General features: G+C 54.1%; 15 protein-coding genes. 2 read left to right on the top strand and 13 right to left on the bottom strand.

Going from position 1 to position 15,534, the window contains the following annotated elements:
- Positions 1–129 precede the first annotated feature (129 nt).
- From JC200_RS14940 to JC200_RS14895, 10 genes are all read right to left on the bottom strand, one after another.
- The gene (locus JC200_RS14940) at positions 130–1,122 is read right to left on the bottom strand and encodes an aldose 1-epimerase (protein WP_274432477.1); all 993 of its coding nucleotides are present in this window, start codon (positions 1,120–1,122) and stop codon (positions 130–132) included.
- Positions 1,119–2,309: a galactokinase gene (locus JC200_RS14935; RefSeq protein ID WP_274432476.1), complete on the bottom strand. Its 1,191-nt coding sequence runs from the start codon at positions 2,307–2,309 to the stop codon at positions 1,119–1,121. The genes JC200_RS14940 and JC200_RS14935 overlap by 4 nt, the downstream gene beginning before the upstream one ends.
- A 1-nt stretch (position 2,310) precedes the next feature.
- Positions 2,311–3,279 carry a galactose-1-phosphate uridylyltransferase gene (galT, locus tag JC200_RS14930; protein ID WP_274432475.1) on the bottom strand — a complete coding sequence of 323 codons (969 nt, stop codon included), beginning with the start codon at positions 3,277–3,279 and terminating at the stop codon, positions 2,311–2,313.
- A 95-nt stretch (positions 3,280–3,374) separates the two neighbouring features.
- Positions 3,375–4,598: an ROK family transcriptional regulator gene (locus tag JC200_RS14925; protein WP_274432474.1), complete on the bottom strand. Its 1,224-nt coding sequence runs from the start codon at positions 4,596–4,598 to the stop codon at positions 3,375–3,377.
- A gap of 169 nt (positions 4,599–4,767) precedes the next feature.
- Positions 4,768–5,442, bottom strand: a complete 675-nt coding sequence (locus JC200_RS14920) for a LutC/YkgG family protein (RefSeq protein WP_274432473.1) — start codon at positions 5,440–5,442, stop codon at positions 4,768–4,770.
- Positions 5,439–6,884, bottom strand: a complete 1,446-nt coding sequence (locus JC200_RS14915) for a LutB/LldF family L-lactate oxidation iron-sulfur protein (RefSeq protein WP_274432472.1) — start codon at positions 6,882–6,884, stop codon at positions 5,439–5,441. The genes JC200_RS14920 and JC200_RS14915 overlap by 4 nt, the downstream gene beginning before the upstream one ends.
- A complete protein-coding gene (locus JC200_RS14910; protein ID WP_274432471.1) occupies positions 6,881–7,639 on the bottom strand; it encodes a (Fe-S)-binding protein in 759 nt (252 codons plus the stop codon). The genes JC200_RS14915 and JC200_RS14910 overlap by 4 nt, the downstream gene beginning before the upstream one ends.
- A gap of 57 nt (positions 7,640–7,696) precedes the next feature.
- A complete protein-coding gene (locus JC200_RS14905; protein WP_274432470.1) occupies positions 7,697–8,635 on the bottom strand; it encodes an NADP-dependent oxidoreductase in 939 nt (312 codons plus the stop codon).
- Between the two features lie 101 nt (positions 8,636–8,736).
- Positions 8,737–9,018 (bottom strand): YggT family protein, encoded by a 282-nt coding sequence (locus tag JC200_RS14900; RefSeq protein ID WP_274432469.1) that lies wholly within the window; start codon positions 9,016–9,018, stop codon positions 8,737–8,739.
- Positions 9,019–9,116: 98 nt separating this feature from the next.
- Positions 9,117–10,280, bottom strand: a complete 1,164-nt coding sequence (locus JC200_RS14895; protein ID WP_274432468.1) for a glycerate kinase — start codon at positions 10,278–10,280, stop codon at positions 9,117–9,119.
- Positions 10,281–10,543: 263 nt separating this feature from the next.
- Between JC200_RS14895 and JC200_RS14890 the strand changes: the two genes are divergently transcribed.
- Positions 10,544–11,647, top strand: coding sequence for a 5-methyltetrahydropteroyltriglutamate--homocysteine S-methyltransferase (locus JC200_RS14890; protein ID WP_274432467.1), 1,104 nt, complete (start codon positions 10,544–10,546; stop codon positions 11,645–11,647).
- Between the two features lie 41 nt (positions 11,648–11,688).
- Here the strand turns inward: JC200_RS14890 and JC200_RS14885 are convergent, their stop codons facing one another.
- Both JC200_RS14885 and lepB read right to left on the bottom strand, forming a co-directional pair.
- Positions 11,689–12,672 (bottom strand): Gfo/Idh/MocA family protein, encoded by a 984-nt coding sequence (locus tag JC200_RS14885; RefSeq protein ID WP_274432466.1) that lies wholly within the window; start codon positions 12,670–12,672, stop codon positions 11,689–11,691.
- Positions 12,673–12,732: 60 nt separating this feature from the next.
- Complete coding sequence (gene lepB / locus JC200_RS14880; protein ID WP_274432465.1) at positions 12,733–13,308, bottom strand: signal peptidase I; 576 nt, start codon at positions 13,306–13,308, stop codon at positions 12,733–12,735.
- Positions 13,309–13,529: 221 nt separating this feature from the next.
- Here lepB and JC200_RS14875 point away from each other — a divergent pair, with 221 nt between their 5' ends.
- A complete protein-coding gene (locus JC200_RS14875; protein ID WP_274432464.1) occupies positions 13,530–14,453 on the top strand; it encodes an alpha/beta hydrolase in 924 nt (307 codons plus the stop codon).
- Positions 14,454–14,591: 138 nt separating this feature from the next.
- Here the strand turns inward: JC200_RS14875 and JC200_RS14870 are convergent, their stop codons facing one another.
- Positions 14,592–15,521 carry a mechanosensitive ion channel family protein gene (locus JC200_RS14870; protein WP_274432463.1) on the bottom strand — a complete coding sequence of 310 codons (930 nt, stop codon included), beginning with the start codon at positions 15,519–15,521 and terminating at the stop codon, positions 14,592–14,594.
- Positions 15,522–15,534 lie beyond the last annotated feature (13 nt).

Below are 15,534 nucleotides of genomic sequence, written 5' to 3'. Positions count from 1 at the left end.
AGTGAATACATAAATCTTACTACCATCCAAATGCCCGGATGTGGAAATGGCATGCGCCATCTCTAACTGGATGATAAATGAAGGCTAAAGCGTTTTCAATACTTTTTATATCTAATTTACAAACTCATTTCATAAATTAACCAAATAGAATTGGCTTTCTTCCTGCCATGACTCCCCCGCGCCCAGCACCAGCAGCCCCGTGCGGGTCGCGTCCATTCCTAGATTTGGCGCATTTACGACATTCGTCTGGGGCTCCGGACAGAAAACCTGGCCGCCAGCCTCGTCATTCCAGAGCATCCAGTGGCGGTATTTGGTTCCTGCGTCGTAAACGAGCCTGAGGCCAAGATGAGCGTCCTCAATCGAGGCAAAGTTCCTGCCACATTGCGGATTGGCCGTGTAATGGTTGTCCATCTCGATAGCGAATGGCGCTGCACCTTGACGCGCAAGGTCTGCTTCATATTCGGACAGAGGTAGTAGACTTCCAGTTGGAAGGTGACGCTCGTCCAACTCCCAGCGCTCCCCAACCGTTACCATAGTCCGATAGTCCTGAACAGAACTTTGGTCCGAAAACGGTACTTGTATGGCCGTATGAAATCCGACCATGCAAGGCATCGCCTGGGTACCCTTATTCACGACACGAACACGCTGTGTTAAGCCTTTTGCAGACAACTCGTAATCGATCGTAATGACAAACACGTGCGGGAAATGTGCAAACATTGGATGTCGGTCATCCACCGCATGTTGAAGAACTACGCGGGCAGTCGTCTCCCCACTATCCGTAGACTCCACAGTCCACGGCATGGCATACAGCATCCCGTGCAGATGATTGTGGTGTTCCGGTTCATTGATGGGAAACCGATACTGTACACCGTTCACGTCAAACTCTCCTGATTCATATCGATTCGGAGGGAACAAAAACGGGATCCCGTATGCAACCGGTTTCTCGCGAAGCACACGCATAGAATCTGGCTCACGAATAAACCGAAGGTCCCTCTGGCGGTCGCGAAAGGAGATTAAGTTGGCCCCGAACGCCGGGAGGACAATCGCTTCATATGGTCCAGCCCGCAATAAGACAGCCGGCTCACCGAGATAGGTAATATCCTGCGTAGAAGGCTGAATCACAAATTCTGCATCCTTTCAGTGACTTCCCGAACCCCAGCGCCGGCTCCACTTTCGTAAAAGCTTGGAACCAGACCGGTGACCGCTGCGTACTGGTCGGTTACGTGCAAGCGAAAGTCTCTGACACGCTCTCGCGAAACCAGCGCAATCGCGCAGCCGCCAAACCCAGCCCCCGTCATTCTTGCTCCGATACATCCCGGTGCGCCTTGAGCTGCAGCGACAAGTGTGTCAAGTTCCCAGCCACTCACCTCAAAGTCGTCTCGAAGCGATGAGTGAGAAGCATTGAGAAGTCGACCGAACTCAACCAAATTGCCCACCTTTAAAGTTGCCACGGCGTCGACTACGCGGCGTTGTTCTGTCACGATATGGCGCACCCGTCTTCTGAGCACAGGTTCCGTCAGTGTCGCTTGGGACGCTTCCCACTGTACCTCGCTCAAGTGAGCCAAAAAGTTCAGCCCAGTCCACTGCTTCTGCAATACCGCGAGTGCCCGTTCACACTCCTGTCGACGTTCATTGTAAGCAGACTCCGTCAACGACCGCTGCTTATTGGAATTGATGATGACGAGCATAAAGTCGCCAAGGTCCAACGGAATGTACTCCGTATGCAAGCTATCACAGTCCAACAAAAGTGCAGTGTTTTGTTTGCCAAGCGTTACAGAAAACTGGTCCATGATACCGCATTGAACGCCGATGTACTCGTTTTCGGCCCGCTGCGCAGCCCGGGCCAACTCATCGAAAGCCAAGGGGTAACCAGCCAGTGCGACCGCAGCGTAACCCGTCACAACCTCAATTGCCGCAGAACTTGACAGCCCTGCCCCACTCGGCAAGTTGCTGTGGTAAAAGAAGTCGCCTCCAGACAACCCTACTCCCATGTTTGCGAGGGTTGTGAGAATCCCTTTCGGATAGTTGGCAAATCCGTGATTCGGATTGAAGCTCAAGTCGTCAACCAGGACTTCTACCTGTTGCTCAAATCCTGTCGAGAAAAACCTCAGCACGCCGTCCGTCCGTGGCCGAACGGTCAACCACGTACCCAGTTCCAAAGCAACAGGTAACACGGAGCCGCCGTTGTAGTCCGTGTGTTCACCAATCAGGTTTACCCTCCCAGGCGCAAAAAAACGGCGCACGTTCCTCATGTCCCCAGGGGAGAAGGTTTGAAAATTCACGTGTCCAGTAGCAGTATCGATACTCATTTTATTCACCTCGAAGTGATTCAATTGCAGTCCGCAGCATCGGTGCCGAGGTTTCAACTGCTACCGGGTTCCCGGGCGCCCATGCACCCGTCTCTGACGATGCAGCGTACTTCATCTTCTCTTTGGAGTACTGCGGTGGATAGAATTCAATGTGAAAGTGGTAAAATGCATCCACAGCAGCCCCATTCACCGGTGCCTGGTGTAGGACCATCATGTACGGGAATGGGCGTTCAAACAATCGGTCCATCCCTCCCGTCACAAGCTTGAGCATGTGCGCAAGGTCATTCCGCTCCGCTTCATCAAAGTCCAGCAGATTGGTGCGGTGTGCCTTGGAGGCGATAAAGGCGCCGTACGGGTAGTCAGTGAAGAATGGAATGTAGCTTTCAAAGTACTCCGTTTCCACCAAAATGCGCTTGCCAAAGCGCCGTTCCTCTTCACCCATGTCACACAGTAAACAACGTTGGTTGACTGTGTAGTACTGCTCACATGAGTGCAGTTCCTGTTGGAGCTTTAACGGAATATACGGATACGCGTAAATTTGGCCATGTGGATGAGAGATGGTTGCCCCTACTTCTGCGCCGCGGTTCTCGAAAATCAGAATGTACTTGTGCCGTTCGTCCTGACTCAACGCTCGAAAACGCTCGACCCAGAGGTCGACTAGCATCCGAATGCGACTCGTCGGTAGACTAGAGAGCGACGTATCGTGATCTGACGAGTACAGGACCACTTCGCATTTCCCATAGGCATGTTGTGTACTGTACGGTCCGAAAGCCACATCATCAGGCTCCGGCGGGTTCCCCGACAGCATAGGAAAGTCATTGTCATAAGCGTATACTTCGTACGCTTGTGGGACCTTTCCTGATCCCGGACAAAACGGACATTCTCCACTCTTAGTCTGAGGTCGTCGCTGCCGATCGGCAGACACCATGGTCCAGTCGCGCAGCAGAGGGTTGTAGCGCAATTCCGCCATTGCCATCATCTCCGGTTTTGACCCACTCGGCCACCCACGCGACTGTCATCACGGCATCGCTATGGGCAGAGGTCATATCTGGGTGCACTTCGTGCCTATAGCTCAGGTGTAAAAACATTTCGCAAAACCATACTGGCAGCACCCACGGATGTCGGGTTCGACAAGAAGCTGCTGCGCATAACTTTCAATTTGGCATAAGCGATATCCAGTGCATTTTCACCGATACTGTCCAATATCGGGTCAAACAAGTGACGTCCAGCACGGCTCAACCCACCACCGATAATCACAGCTTCCGGATTGACCGCATTGATTAAGAAAGCCAGAACTTCACCCAAGTGTCTGCCAGCGGTGGCGAACAGTTCTTTCGCAAGAGCGTCACCTCGCTCCGCCGCCTCGTGGACAGTGAGCCCTGTCACCAAGGAAAGGTCCCCATCCACCAGATCAGAAATCAGGGTCTCAGTACCAGATTCGATTGCCGTGACCGCCCGCTGTGCCAAGGCTGGCCCGGAACACACCGTCTCAAGACAGCCACGCTTTCCACAGGAGCACACAGCACCGCCCGGTTCAACGACAACGTGTCCGATTTCACCAGCACTACCAGATATGCCTGCCAATATCTCTCCTTGCAGGACGATGGCCGCTCCAACACCGACACCGACATTCACAAATATAAAATTATCCAGCGACTTGGCGTTGCCAAACCAACGTTCCCCCGCCGCCATGGCCCGCACATCATTGTCGACCAATACATCCACACCAAATCGCGCGCTTAAGTTGTCACGGATGTTAACCCCATTCAACTTTAAAATGGGTGCAAAGACGGCCCTTCCTACCCCGCTGTCCACAATCCCGTGCATACCAACACCGATGCCGAGAACTTGAGACATGTGGATGTGGCACGACTCTTGAAGTTGAAGCAACACATCCTCGATGCTGTCACCGAGCATAGCAAGGAATCGTTCGTTGTTATTTTGAACGGAAAACTCATAAGATTTCCGCACCAGAACCCGCGCTTCGAGGTCAATGGCCACAATTCGGAGTTCATGAATTCCCACGTCCACCCCGAGAATGCATCTGGACTCCGGATTCAAACGCAGATAGACCGGTTTCCGTCCACCCGTCGACTCTCCACGGCCCCACTCGACAACAAGTCCTTCCTCAAGTAGTTCTCCAACCAAGTTGGTCACTGTAGGCTTGGTCAACCCAGTGCGCTCGGCAATCTCGGACCTGGAGATATCCCCAGATTCACGAATGAGACTCAGAATTGCCGACCTGTTCATCTGTTTCATCGTTGGCGCAGACGCAGTGACCAGTTTCAACGGTGTTCCCCTTCCCTAACGACCATTGCGCCACGGTAAGTAGTCTGGCTGGTAGAAGCGCTGCATCAGGCCCGTAGCACCCGGTTCTGTTTGTTAATCATTTTAACTTATATTCCATACGCCTGCAATACACAGGTAGGTGGAAGTATTCCGAACACGATTCACAAAGTCAAGCGAGGAACAAAGCTTCCCGCACCACCATCGCCATCACGGCTGCCGGCCCATGGATACCGATGGTCTGGTCATTCTCAATGTCCGATGAGCGACTCGGCCCGGTGACGAAGTGGACGTACGAATCCATCTCAGTCGGCTTGGCGACCCGTTCCAACGCTTCGCCCAGTCGCGTCACAATCTGGCTCGCGCCAACCACAGCGATGTGAATGGACGGCAGCAAATGCACAGAGCGCCCCCTTCCCCCGCCGCACGTCAACACCAGCGTCCCCGTATCGGCTATAGCACCGCTGCACCCCGTAATCCCGATATCTATCGACGAAAACTGTTGACGCGGGTCAACGCCCCATGTCATCACGGCCTGGGAATGCAGCGAGTTTCCTACCCACTTCTCAAGCTCCGCGTCGTTCCACATACCAATGCGCTTTGGCTTCTTGTCTGCCATGACGTGGGCGAGTTCAGCTTGCAGTTGTGCAATATCGTCAACCACTCGAACCTCACCGCCAAGCCCGGTGAACCGTTCCTCAAAGCGAGCGAGGCGCTCGTCGGGCGACAGATTGAAATCGTGCCAGAAGTCAGGGGCTCCGACCACGTCCCGCGGTGGAGCTTGCGTGAGGGGACGTGGACGGCCAATCTGCGTCGCAATGCGATTGAGAAAAGCCTCTTTGTTCATTTGCCAGTCCCTCCTGGCTCGCGGGCTGTCGCCTTGAGTTCCCGCTGCAGCGAATCCCACATCTCGCGAAAAGACTGCTTCGCCAGAGTTGGCGCGTTTCTTCCTGCTGTCCACCCCTTGAGCGGGCCAATCTTCGCCTCAATGTGACCATCCCGAACGAGTGGGCCTTGACCCATGCGGGCCGTCTTCATCGCCAGTTTGTACCGGCCGGCTTTCGCGAAGACAAACGCGAAGCCCTTGAACGCCGTCCGTTCAGCCGGCTTGACCCAACCGCGCTCCACGTTGCGCTGGCGAAGGTAAACCAGCATGTCGTGAATCGGAATCTTCACAGGACAAGCTTCGGAACAGGCACCGCAAAGGCTCGAGGCATACGGCAAATCTGCGTACTGCTCGCCTTGGTTGAGCACCGGCGACAGCACAGCTCCGATGGGGCCAGGGTAGACCGAACCGTACGCATGTCCGCCAATCTGTCGGTAGACCGGGCAGACGTTGAGGCATGCGCCGCAGCGGATGCAGTTGAGCACCTCTTTCATCTTCGCGTCGGCGAGTTGGTTCGACCGGCCATTGTCGAGCACGATGATGTGCAGCTCGCGGGCACCGTCGTGATCGTTTGCCCGGCCGGGCCCGGTTAGCACAGACATGTACGTCGTGATGTTCTGCCCCGTTGCACTACGCGGCAATAGGTTTGCCATCACTTCGAGGTCAGCGAATGTCGGCAGCAGCCGCTCCATGCCCATCAGCACGATGTGCGTCTGTGGAAGGTTCGTGACCATGTCGGCGTTGCCTTCGTTGGTGAACAGCACAATCGACCCCGACTCCGCGATTGCAAAGTTACACCCGGTGATGCCCACATCCGCCTCGAGGAACTTCTTGCGCATTGTTCGTCTCGCGAACCCTGCGAGCGTCTTGGTGTCCGTGGTCAAATTCTCTCCACCCGCCGCCGTGAAGAGGTCCTTAATCTGCTGCCTGTTCTTGTGAATGGCCGGAATGATGATGTGAGACGGGGTCTCTTTGGCAAGTTGCACGATGTACTCGCCCAGGTCGGTCTCGACTACCTCGACGGCCGCGGCTTCGAGCACATGGTTGATCCCGATTTCCTCCGACACCATCGACTTGGACTTCACGACGGACTTGGCCTGCTTTGCCTGGATGATGTCGAGCACCATTTGGCTCGCTTCACCGGCATCCGCTGCGAATTGTACGTTACCGCCCGCTTGGGTCACATTGTCTGCGAACTGCCCCAAGTAGTAGTCGAGGTGCGCTACCGTGTGGGAGCGGATCTGCTGTCCGCGACTGCGCCAGTCTTCCCAACGCCCGAGTGACTCGGTGGCAGCGTACTTCTTGGTGCGCAGCCGGTCTGCGGTGAAACGCACAGCTGCGCGCAGAAAGTCATCATCGAGCGCCACACGTGCTCGGTCAAGCACGTGACTGCCTTCGGTCATAGCGTGATAACCCCCTCTGCGCCTGTGCCAAGTTGCATCCCCTCATAGAGCAGCTGCGCGACGTGCAACACACGAACCGGGCTCTGCTCGCGCGAAAGGCGGCCACCGATGTTCATGAGGCACCCCATATCGGTTCCGACCAACACGGACGCCTCAGTCTCTGCCACGTGACTCACTTTCTCCGCGACCATTGCAGTTGAGATGTCGCCCATCTTCACAGCGAAGGTTCCCCCGAAGCCACAGCAGTCGGTCGCGTACGGCAAATCGACCAGGTCGATGTCCTTGACGGCCCGGAGCAATGTCAACGGTTCATCTTTCACACCGAGCAGCCTTGCGCCGTGACAGGACGGGTGATACGTCACCCGCTGTGGAAATCTCGCCCCAACGTCAGTGACACCGAGTACGTTGACGAGAAACTGCGAGAACTCGTAGGTTTTGTTAGCCAGCGTTTTCGCCTCACGTGCCAACCGCGCGTCGTCAGCAAACAAGTCCTCGTAGTAGTGGTGAACCATCCCAGTACATGATCCGGATGGAGACACCACGTAGTCCGCATCCGCGAACGCCTCGAGCAGTGTCCTTGCAGACATCCTTGCCTCCGCCGCATAGCCGCTGTTGAACGCTGGCTGACCACAGCAGGTCTGGCCTTCTGGGAAGACCACCTGCACACCGAGTTTGTCCAGAATCCTCACCATTGCCACACCAACCTGGGGGTACAGGTTATCCACCATACAGGTGATGAACAGAGATACCTTCATCTGTCACCCTCCTTTATTTGTGTTGTGGCAGCCGATGGAAGTTCCAAGTTCGTGTCGCTACCTACCCTCCCGGATGGAGAGCACAATTTTCCCTCGCGCATGGTGGGTTTCGCTGAGCAGGTGCGCTTCAGCCGTCTGCTCCAGCGGAAACACAGCGCCTACGACCGGGCGGAGTTTGCCTTGCTCGATTAACGAACCTAATCTGGCAAGCTTCTCACCGTCCGGTTGAAGGAAGAAGTACCCAGTTCGGACTCCGTATTTGTCCGCTTGTTTCGCGTCCGGCAGTGAAACAATGGACACCAACATGCCACTCGGCTTTAAGATTTGGAAGCTTTTCGCCTGCACGTCTCCGCCGATTGTGTCAAAGACAACATCGTAGTCAATCAGCCGGGCCTCGAAGGCTTCTGTGTGATAGTCAATCACCTCATCTGCGCCGTACGATTTGACGAACGCCGCGTTTGCACTGCTGGCAGTCGTAGCGACATATGCGCCAAAAACCTTGGCGAGTTGGATGGCGTAGATGCCGACACCACCCGCGCCACCATGGATGAGGACTTTCTGTCCGGGGGAGACGTTCGCGATCTCGTGAAGGGCCTCCCAGGCAGTGAGTCCCGCTAGTGGAACGGCAGCGGCTTCCTCGAAGGTGATGTTCGTAGGTTTTTTAGCTAACAGCCGTTCGTCGACCGGCACGTACTCCGCGTAGGTTCCGTTGCGCTCAGTGGCCGGTCGAGAAAAGACCTCGTCCCCGACTTGAAAGTGCTCGACTTTTTCACCGACTTTCGCGACGACTCCGGCCACATCCCATCCCAAAATCAGCGGGAATGGGTACGGCAGACGCTCCTTCAGATAGCCTTCACGAATTTTCCAGTCAACCGGATTGACGGAGGCAGCGTATGCCTCAACAAGGACGTCCTTTGGGCCAATATCCGGGATCGGCAAATCTCCGTACTTCAGTTGGTTGGTGTCGCCGTAACTTTCGATATAGACTGCTTTCAACTGTCAGCCTCCCGCATTCACAAGGTCGATTGTCTCGCATACGTTGGGCCTGATGCTCAGAAGACTGACATTAGGCGCCGATGAACAATGACGGGGTACCGCTATGCCTGGAACAAGATGAGGGGCAACAACTGCGAAAAGACAACGTACTCGATGATCCGAAAGACAATAAACGCCACAATGGGTGAAAAGTCAATACCGCTCGCGGTTGGAATCAACCGTCTGAAAATTGACAAGTAGGGTTCAACCAGAGCACCGAGGACTCGACCGAATTTTGAATACCTTGCATTCGGAATCCAAGCCATGATAATCCACACGATCATCATATAGGAATAAATTTGAAAACAGTCATTCAGAATTATGTAGATCAGCTTAACGCCCATTGATATTCCCTCCCATGTCCTCTCCCATACCCAGCAAACATTGTCAGAACACTTCCGAGTCTAGCCCCAATCGGTGATTCCAGCAAATCGCCTATCCGCTACCTGGCGTTGAGCAGACGAGCAATGTTTTCTACGGTAAAAGATAACTGCGTCTCCGCGTCCTCCATCGCTTCCTGCAGTGTCATGGGCCGCGTGACAATCGAATGAAGGCTAACAAAGTGGTCATACAGAGACTCGACTCCCCTGCCCAGCCCTCCCGACACCAAAATGGCCTTGGCGCCGTGCTTTGCAGCCACTTGTGCGACATAATACGGCACTTTGCCAAACAGGGTTTGGAAGTCACTTTGCCCCTCTCCTGTGAGCACAAAATCTGCCCCTCGCACCTTTTCCTCGAGCCCGACAGCATCTCCCACCAATTTCGCGCCTGGCGCCAACTCGGCGTTGAGGAGCAGAAATGCAAATCCAAGGCCGCCCGCAGCACCTGCCCCAGGTGTATTTTGAAGGGGTTTTTCCGTGACTGCCTCAATCCGCGCCGCATAGTTCACAAGGCCTGCCTCGAGTCGTTTCACCTGGTCAGGTGTCGCTCCTTTTTGCGGTCCAAATACTACAGACGATCCCGAATCACCACAAAGCGGGTTATCGACATCGCTCGCAACCCGAATGTCGCAGTCCCACACACGTGCATCGATGAAATCGAGTTCAACACTCGTGACCGCTGACAAGGCACCGCCTACAGGAGGTACAGGGTTCCCACTGGCATCCCGAAACACAGCGCCAAGTGCCTGTAGCAGCCCCATGCCCCCATCGTTGGTAGCACTTCCACCGAGACCCACGATAAACTTCCTGCAGCCTTGGTTCAGCGCATGGAGCATAACCTCCCCGACACCGTACGTAGTGGTCTGCTCTGGGTTTCGCACGACTTCGGGGACCATGGTCAACCCAGCAATGTTCGCGACCTCGATGATTGCCGTGTGTGAGACGCCTTGCTCATCACGAGCAGTTGGGGTGTTTGTGTGGGTCCGAAGCACTCCATATCGAGCGGCTGTGACCTCGCCAAGTGGTCCCGTGGCAGTAAGGTCAATCAGGCTCCCAGAAGCGGCTTGAACGATAGTCTCCATGGTACCTTCCCCGCCATCAGCCATTGGGACGATTTCAACCTCTGCCTCCGGGAACACCTTGCGAATAGCCCGCTGTGCAATGGTTCCAACTTGCCAGGCCGAGAGACTCCCCTTATACGAATCCGACGCGATCACGATTTTCATTGACACGCCTCCAGCTTCTCATTCAAGCCGATTGAAGTGCATCGTTGATAGGTTACATCGGCCACTCAGCGATACACACCATGATACGGTAACGATTCGCAATGCAACTGCCTAAAGGACATAAATTTTTCCTAAACGCACAATGCTCGCGAATCATGACCTGGTGCGTGTGCTATGATAAAGTGTCAAAATTGAGTCAAATCTTATCCGATGTACCGGGCACGCGCCCCCAGCAATCGAAATTTGTAAAGGGAGTCGAGACGATGAAACTAGATCCGCAGACCACGCCCCCATTCAGGGCTGACCAAGTAGGCAGTTTGCTGCGGAGCGCAAGGCTCAAGGAAGCACGCGCAGAGTATGCCGCCGGCCGGCTATCCAAGGAAGGGCTACGCGCCATAGAAGACGAAGAAATCCTGCGCATCGTCAAGAAGCAACAAGAGCTTGGGCTGTTGGCAGTAACGGACGGAGAATTTCGCCGTAGCTGGTGGCACTTCGACTTTCTGGAAGGACTCACGGGTGTGGAAGCGACTACGGAAGGCGGAATCCAGTTTCAACATCAACAGACACATGCCCGCGGCATACGAGTTGTCGATAAGCTGGACTTTCGGGATCATCCGATGCTTGAGCACTTTAAGTTTCTGAAAGCGGCAGCCGGCAGTCACGTCGCGAAAATGACCATCCCCAGCCCGAGCATGCTTCATTTTCGAGGAACCATATCGAGTGACGCCTATCAAGACCAAGATGAGTTCTTCGATGACCTTGGGCGCGCCTATGCAAAGGCGATTCAGTCCTTTTACGCAGTTGGGTGCAGGTACTTGCAACTGGATGACACTTCCTGGGCCTATTTTTGCTCGGAAGAAGAGGTCAGCAAGCTGAATGAGCGCGGTTTCAATGTGGAAGACCTGAAGGCTCGGTATGCCCGCACCATCAACATGGCAGTATCAGAGAAGCCTTCGGATATGTGCATCACCATGCACATTTGCCGTGGCAATTTCCGGTCCACATGGATTGCGTCAGGGGGTTACGAACCTGTTGCGGAAACGCTGTTCCAAGGGTTGAACATCGATGGTTTCTTTTTGGAATACGACAGCGACCGAGCTGGGGGATTCGAACCACTACGCTTCATCCAGCGAGCGGATTTGAAGATTGTGCTCGGTCTCATTACATCTAAGCATGGCGCACTTGAAAATGCGGATGATATTAAGCATCGAATCGACGAAGCCACACGGTTTGTACCGTTAGATCAATTATGTCTCAGCCCACAATGCGGGTTTGCCTCCACAGAAGACGGGAATCTTCTGACAGAAGAAGAACAATGGGCGAAACTTCGTCACGTCGTGGACATCGCCGCCGCTGTTTGGGGATAAATCTTTCGAGGGGAGGAGGGGCGTTTGCTACCTTCTCCCCCTCAAGCCCCTTGGCGTCGTCCCGCCGCCCGATAAATCCGGTCAATCCAGCGGCTGTTTGCAGCCACATCCTCGTCTGTGTTGCGAAATGGATTCCCAGTGAACACGCCGTCCGAAAAATGTTCGACCTCCAACACGTACACATCCGCGTTGGGTACCGGCTCATCCACCAGTGTTGCCGCTGTTTGGATAGACAACGTAGGCTTTCCTAGGTCGGGGCGAAACGCATGGGACACTTTCAGTGTCCCGCTCGACCCTTCAATCACCACATCTTGCCGGTCTTCCTGTTCAAACGAGCATACGAAACTTGCTGAGACGCCGTGATTAAACCCAAGGTCTGCGGACAACGTTCGGTCGACGATACCGTCTACGCTAAAGTTGGCTTCGGCGCGGACCACCGAAGGCTCCTCATCTCCTACAATGCGCCGGATGGCATGGACGCAATAGCACCCTACGTCGTACAACGCGCCTCCGCCCATGACCGGTTGCAGACGAATGTCGAACTCGCCCAACAGCGGAAAGGTGAATGCAGCCCTGATCGACCGGACGGAGCCAATCTGTCCGCTTCGCAGGATTTCCAATACACGGTCCCACTGTGGGTGCAACTGGTACATAAAGGCTTCCATGTAACGCACATTAGCTTCACGGCAAGCGTTGAGAACAGCCGTCAGTTCGCTAGGGTGCAAGACGGCTGGCTTTTCACACAAGATGTGCTTGCCACTCTGCGCGGCCCGGATGCTCCACTGTGCGTGCAGGTGATTGGGTAGAGAGATATAGACCGCATCAACCTCGGGGTCTTGTAACAGTTCATCGTAGCTTCCATAGTAAGAGGGAATTCCGTGATTGCGCGCAAATGTCTTGGCCCGGTCCAGACTTCTGCTTGCGACGGCTTGCAACTTTGTGTTACGAGCCCGGTTTAAAGCGGGAACAACTTGTTCAGCAGCAATTCGGGCTGTGCCGATTATACCCCAGCGAAGGGTTTCCAAATCAACCGCCTCCGTGTGAAAGCTCTGTTCGAATCTCTCATTACGATCACCCTCGTGTGTTCAAGGTCCAGTTGGAGCCGACAAGCTCTGAGAAATTGGACCTACGTTCACAAATGGAAACATGATAAAAGCTGCTTCACCCACGATAGCTGAACGAGCCACATATTTATGAACCCAATAGCGACTGTCGTAAGACACCGTACGGTTGTCTCCCATCATGAAATAATGTCCCAAAGGTACGTGATACGTACCCAACTTAGGGAGATTGGACTTGGCAATGTCCGGGTTGGACTCGTTGATTTTCTTCCCATTTATATACACGGCATTTGCGGTGACCTTGACCGTGTTCCCTGGAAGGCCAATGACTCTCTTTACGTACAACTGCTTCGGGTCATCCGGAAAATGGAAGACCACCACTTCCCCACGATGAATCGGTTGCCCAAACTCGGTTGCCAATTTGTCATCCACGATATATACGTGATGAGTCGGGGTTGCGGGAATGGTAGGGTACATAGAAGAAGACGGTACCACGTTGGCGCTGACAACCCATGTTCGTACTCCTAATGCCACTGCTACACCAATTATAACTGGTAAGGCCCAATCCCTTAACCAGCGGATGCTATATCCGCGTTTCAAACAAATCCCCCCTGAGCACTGACGAAGACGCATTCAGCAGAATGATATGTGATCTAAATTGAAACTTCGTTGAGTCACTGTCTGACCCTTTGAGCTACCGCAACGAGAGCTGTGAACTGCCGTCTTTAGACCTCGACAAAGGACGCTTCTTGGAGCAAAGTGAAAGTACTAGATAGAGTATAGCTGGCGAAAATCCGCGTTGACCAGAGAGGAGCATCACGATGCCAAGTGAAGAGAGTCTCAAGTTTCGGCAGATGCTGATGGAACAGCGCGCACAAATGGCGAAAGTGTTTGCCACACACCAACCTACGCTCGAACAAGAACGAGCAGGAATGGAAGCGGCATGGAGCCAGGTCGCTGTGCTGACAGATGTTACAGTCGAACCGACGACGTTTGCTGGCATGCACGCGGAGTGGGTGTCCGCTCCGAACTCCCGCCTCGATTCTGCACTGCTCTATCTACACGGTGGAGCGTACTACATGGGGAGTGTCGTGTCACATCGAGAGATTGCATCTCGTTTGGCTCGCGCGTGCGCCATGCGCGTGCTTGTCATCGAGTACCGACTGGCCCCAGAACACCCATACCCCGCTGCAGTAGAAGACTCTGTAACCGCCTATCGAGAACTCGTAGAGTCCGGGATACGCCCAGAAAACATCGTGATTGCTGGTGACTCAGCGGGTGGCGGGCTGACCGTCGCCACGCTGGTGGCACTGCGCGACAGAGGATATGCGCTTCCGACGAATGCCGTCGCGATGTCTCCGTGGACGGACCTCGAGTGTACAGGAGGGTCGATGGTGACACGGGCGCCATTTGACCCGATGTTGACCCCCGAGTCCGTGCGCGGTATCACGCACCACTACGTCGGCGAAGCAGACCCACGCAGCCCACTCATCTCGCCCATTTACGCGGACCTGAGCGGGCTGCCGCCGATGCTCATCCACGTCGGACATGACGAAGTTCTACTCGATGACGCGATTCGCCTCTCGGACCGTCTCAATGCCGCAGGTGTCGCCGCAGGGGTAAAAGTTTGGGAGGGCATGTGGCACGTGTTTCAGAGTTTTGCTGCCTATGTTCCGGAGAGTCAACAGGCCATTGACGAAATCGGCAACTTTGTCCAGAGCAAGCTTCCAGCGAACGCCAAGTGAACTGAGAGAAAGGACCCGCGCGAGCGACACGCTTTGGTAGAGGAGGGCAACGCGCCCTCCTCTACCGCGTTGCCTTTTGACTTCCAGTGTTCCAACTCTTTGATTTTCCGTCCATCGGATGTGCCTGCTCAGATGTGTTTACACCTCTTGGTTTCCAGTGGTGACACGAATTTTTTGTATCAGTTCAATACAGGTCGATAATACGTGGTCACGCACTAATTCCTCTTTTTCCAAAGAGTAGACGGACACAGTTACGGAATATGCTGTCGGATAGATGTCCGCTAATCCAACCTCTGGCGTCGTGTTTCCACTTCCGGGATACTCAACCTCTAGCTGCTCCCGAAGACCTGGTAAAAACCGAGTTACCTCCACGTCATACGGTACGTCGAACCGCAATCGCACTCGATGTACGTCTGCCTGAGACCTGTTTTCAATGAATGATTGAGCAATAATCCCATTCGGAATAAGTTGGGGATATCCGTCCTGATTTTGAATCTGAGTGTACATCAGGTTGATATCGAGGACACGTCCAAAATACATCGGGCGCATTGCCTCATGCGGGAAACTTGGCATTAGCACAGGGAATTGCCAAGCGATGATACCAATCGAGTCACCGATGCGAAACGGCCGAAAGAAAACCAGCCAAAACCCACCGATAATATTGGACAGAATTGTCTGTCCAGCCAGTCCGAGAATCACGGTTAGAAACGTACCTCCGAAGATGACGCTCGGTATCCCAGCTCCGAACGCTGTCATGACGGAAAGAACGATGGTCAAAAACAATAAGAGTCTCGTCAGGTATCTCAAAGTGGTCGATCTTTGTGGTCCTAGCTTTGCAGCAGCTAAGTGGAATATCCGCCGCTCGATTAAAGTTGATATCAGCCCGCCAATGACAAGGATAATGAATGCCTTGATTAGGTCCGTCCAATTTTTGGGGGTATTTTTCAAAAAGCCAGGATGGCTGTCTATCCAAACCAGAAGCACAACTCCTAGGACAAGCAAGACAAGAGACCACACCAAAGTACTCCGCCAAATTCTCTTGTCATTGTCCAGTTTCGAAGTATTCATAGTGACCTCCTTT

The sequence above is a fragment of the Alicyclobacillus sp. ALC3 genome, from assembly GCF_028751195.1.
In the GTDB taxonomy this organism is placed as follows: Bacteria; Bacillota; Bacilli; order Alicyclobacillales; family Alicyclobacillaceae; genus Alicyclobacillus_L.
Note: the sequence above shows the minus strand (reverse complement) of the source record. Positions and strands in the feature narration are given on the sequence as shown.

What these genes read in the sequence shown, in the direction of transcription:
- JC200_RS14910 (WP_274432471.1), bottom strand. Translation starts at nt 7,639, where the DNA reads ATGAAGGTATCTCTGTTCATCACCTGTATGGTGGATAACCTGTACCCC.
- JC200_RS14870 (WP_274432463.1), bottom strand. Translation starts at nt 15,521, where the DNA reads ATGAATACTTCGAAACTGGACAATGACAAGAGAATTTGGCGGAGTACT.
- JC200_RS14875 (WP_274432464.1), top strand. Translation starts at nt 13,530, where the DNA reads ATGCCAAGTGAAGAGAGTCTCAAGTTTCGGCAGATGCTGATGGAACAG.
- galT (WP_274432475.1), bottom strand. Translation starts at nt 3,279, where the DNA reads ATGGCGGAATTGCGCTACAACCCTCTGCTGCGCGACTGGACCATGGTG.
- JC200_RS14915 (WP_274432472.1), bottom strand. Translation starts at nt 6,884, where the DNA reads ATGACCGAAGGCAGTCACGTGCTTGACCGAGCACGTGTGGCGCTCGAT.
- JC200_RS14900 (WP_274432469.1), bottom strand. Translation starts at nt 9,018, where the DNA reads ATGGGCGTTAAGCTGATCTACATAATTCTGAATGACTGTTTTCAAATT.
- JC200_RS14920 (WP_274432473.1), bottom strand. Translation starts at nt 5,442, where the DNA reads ATGAACAAAGAGGCTTTTCTCAATCGCATTGCGACGCAGATTGGCCGT.
- JC200_RS14890 (WP_274432467.1), top strand. Translation starts at nt 10,544, where the DNA reads ATGAAACTAGATCCGCAGACCACGCCCCCATTCAGGGCTGACCAAGTA.
- JC200_RS14895 (WP_274432468.1), bottom strand. Translation starts at nt 10,280, where the DNA reads ATGAAAATCGTGATCGCGTCGGATTCGTATAAGGGGAGTCTCTCGGCC.
- JC200_RS14935 (WP_274432476.1), bottom strand. Translation starts at nt 2,309, where the DNA reads ATGAGTATCGATACTGCTACTGGACACGTGAATTTTCAAACCTTCTCC.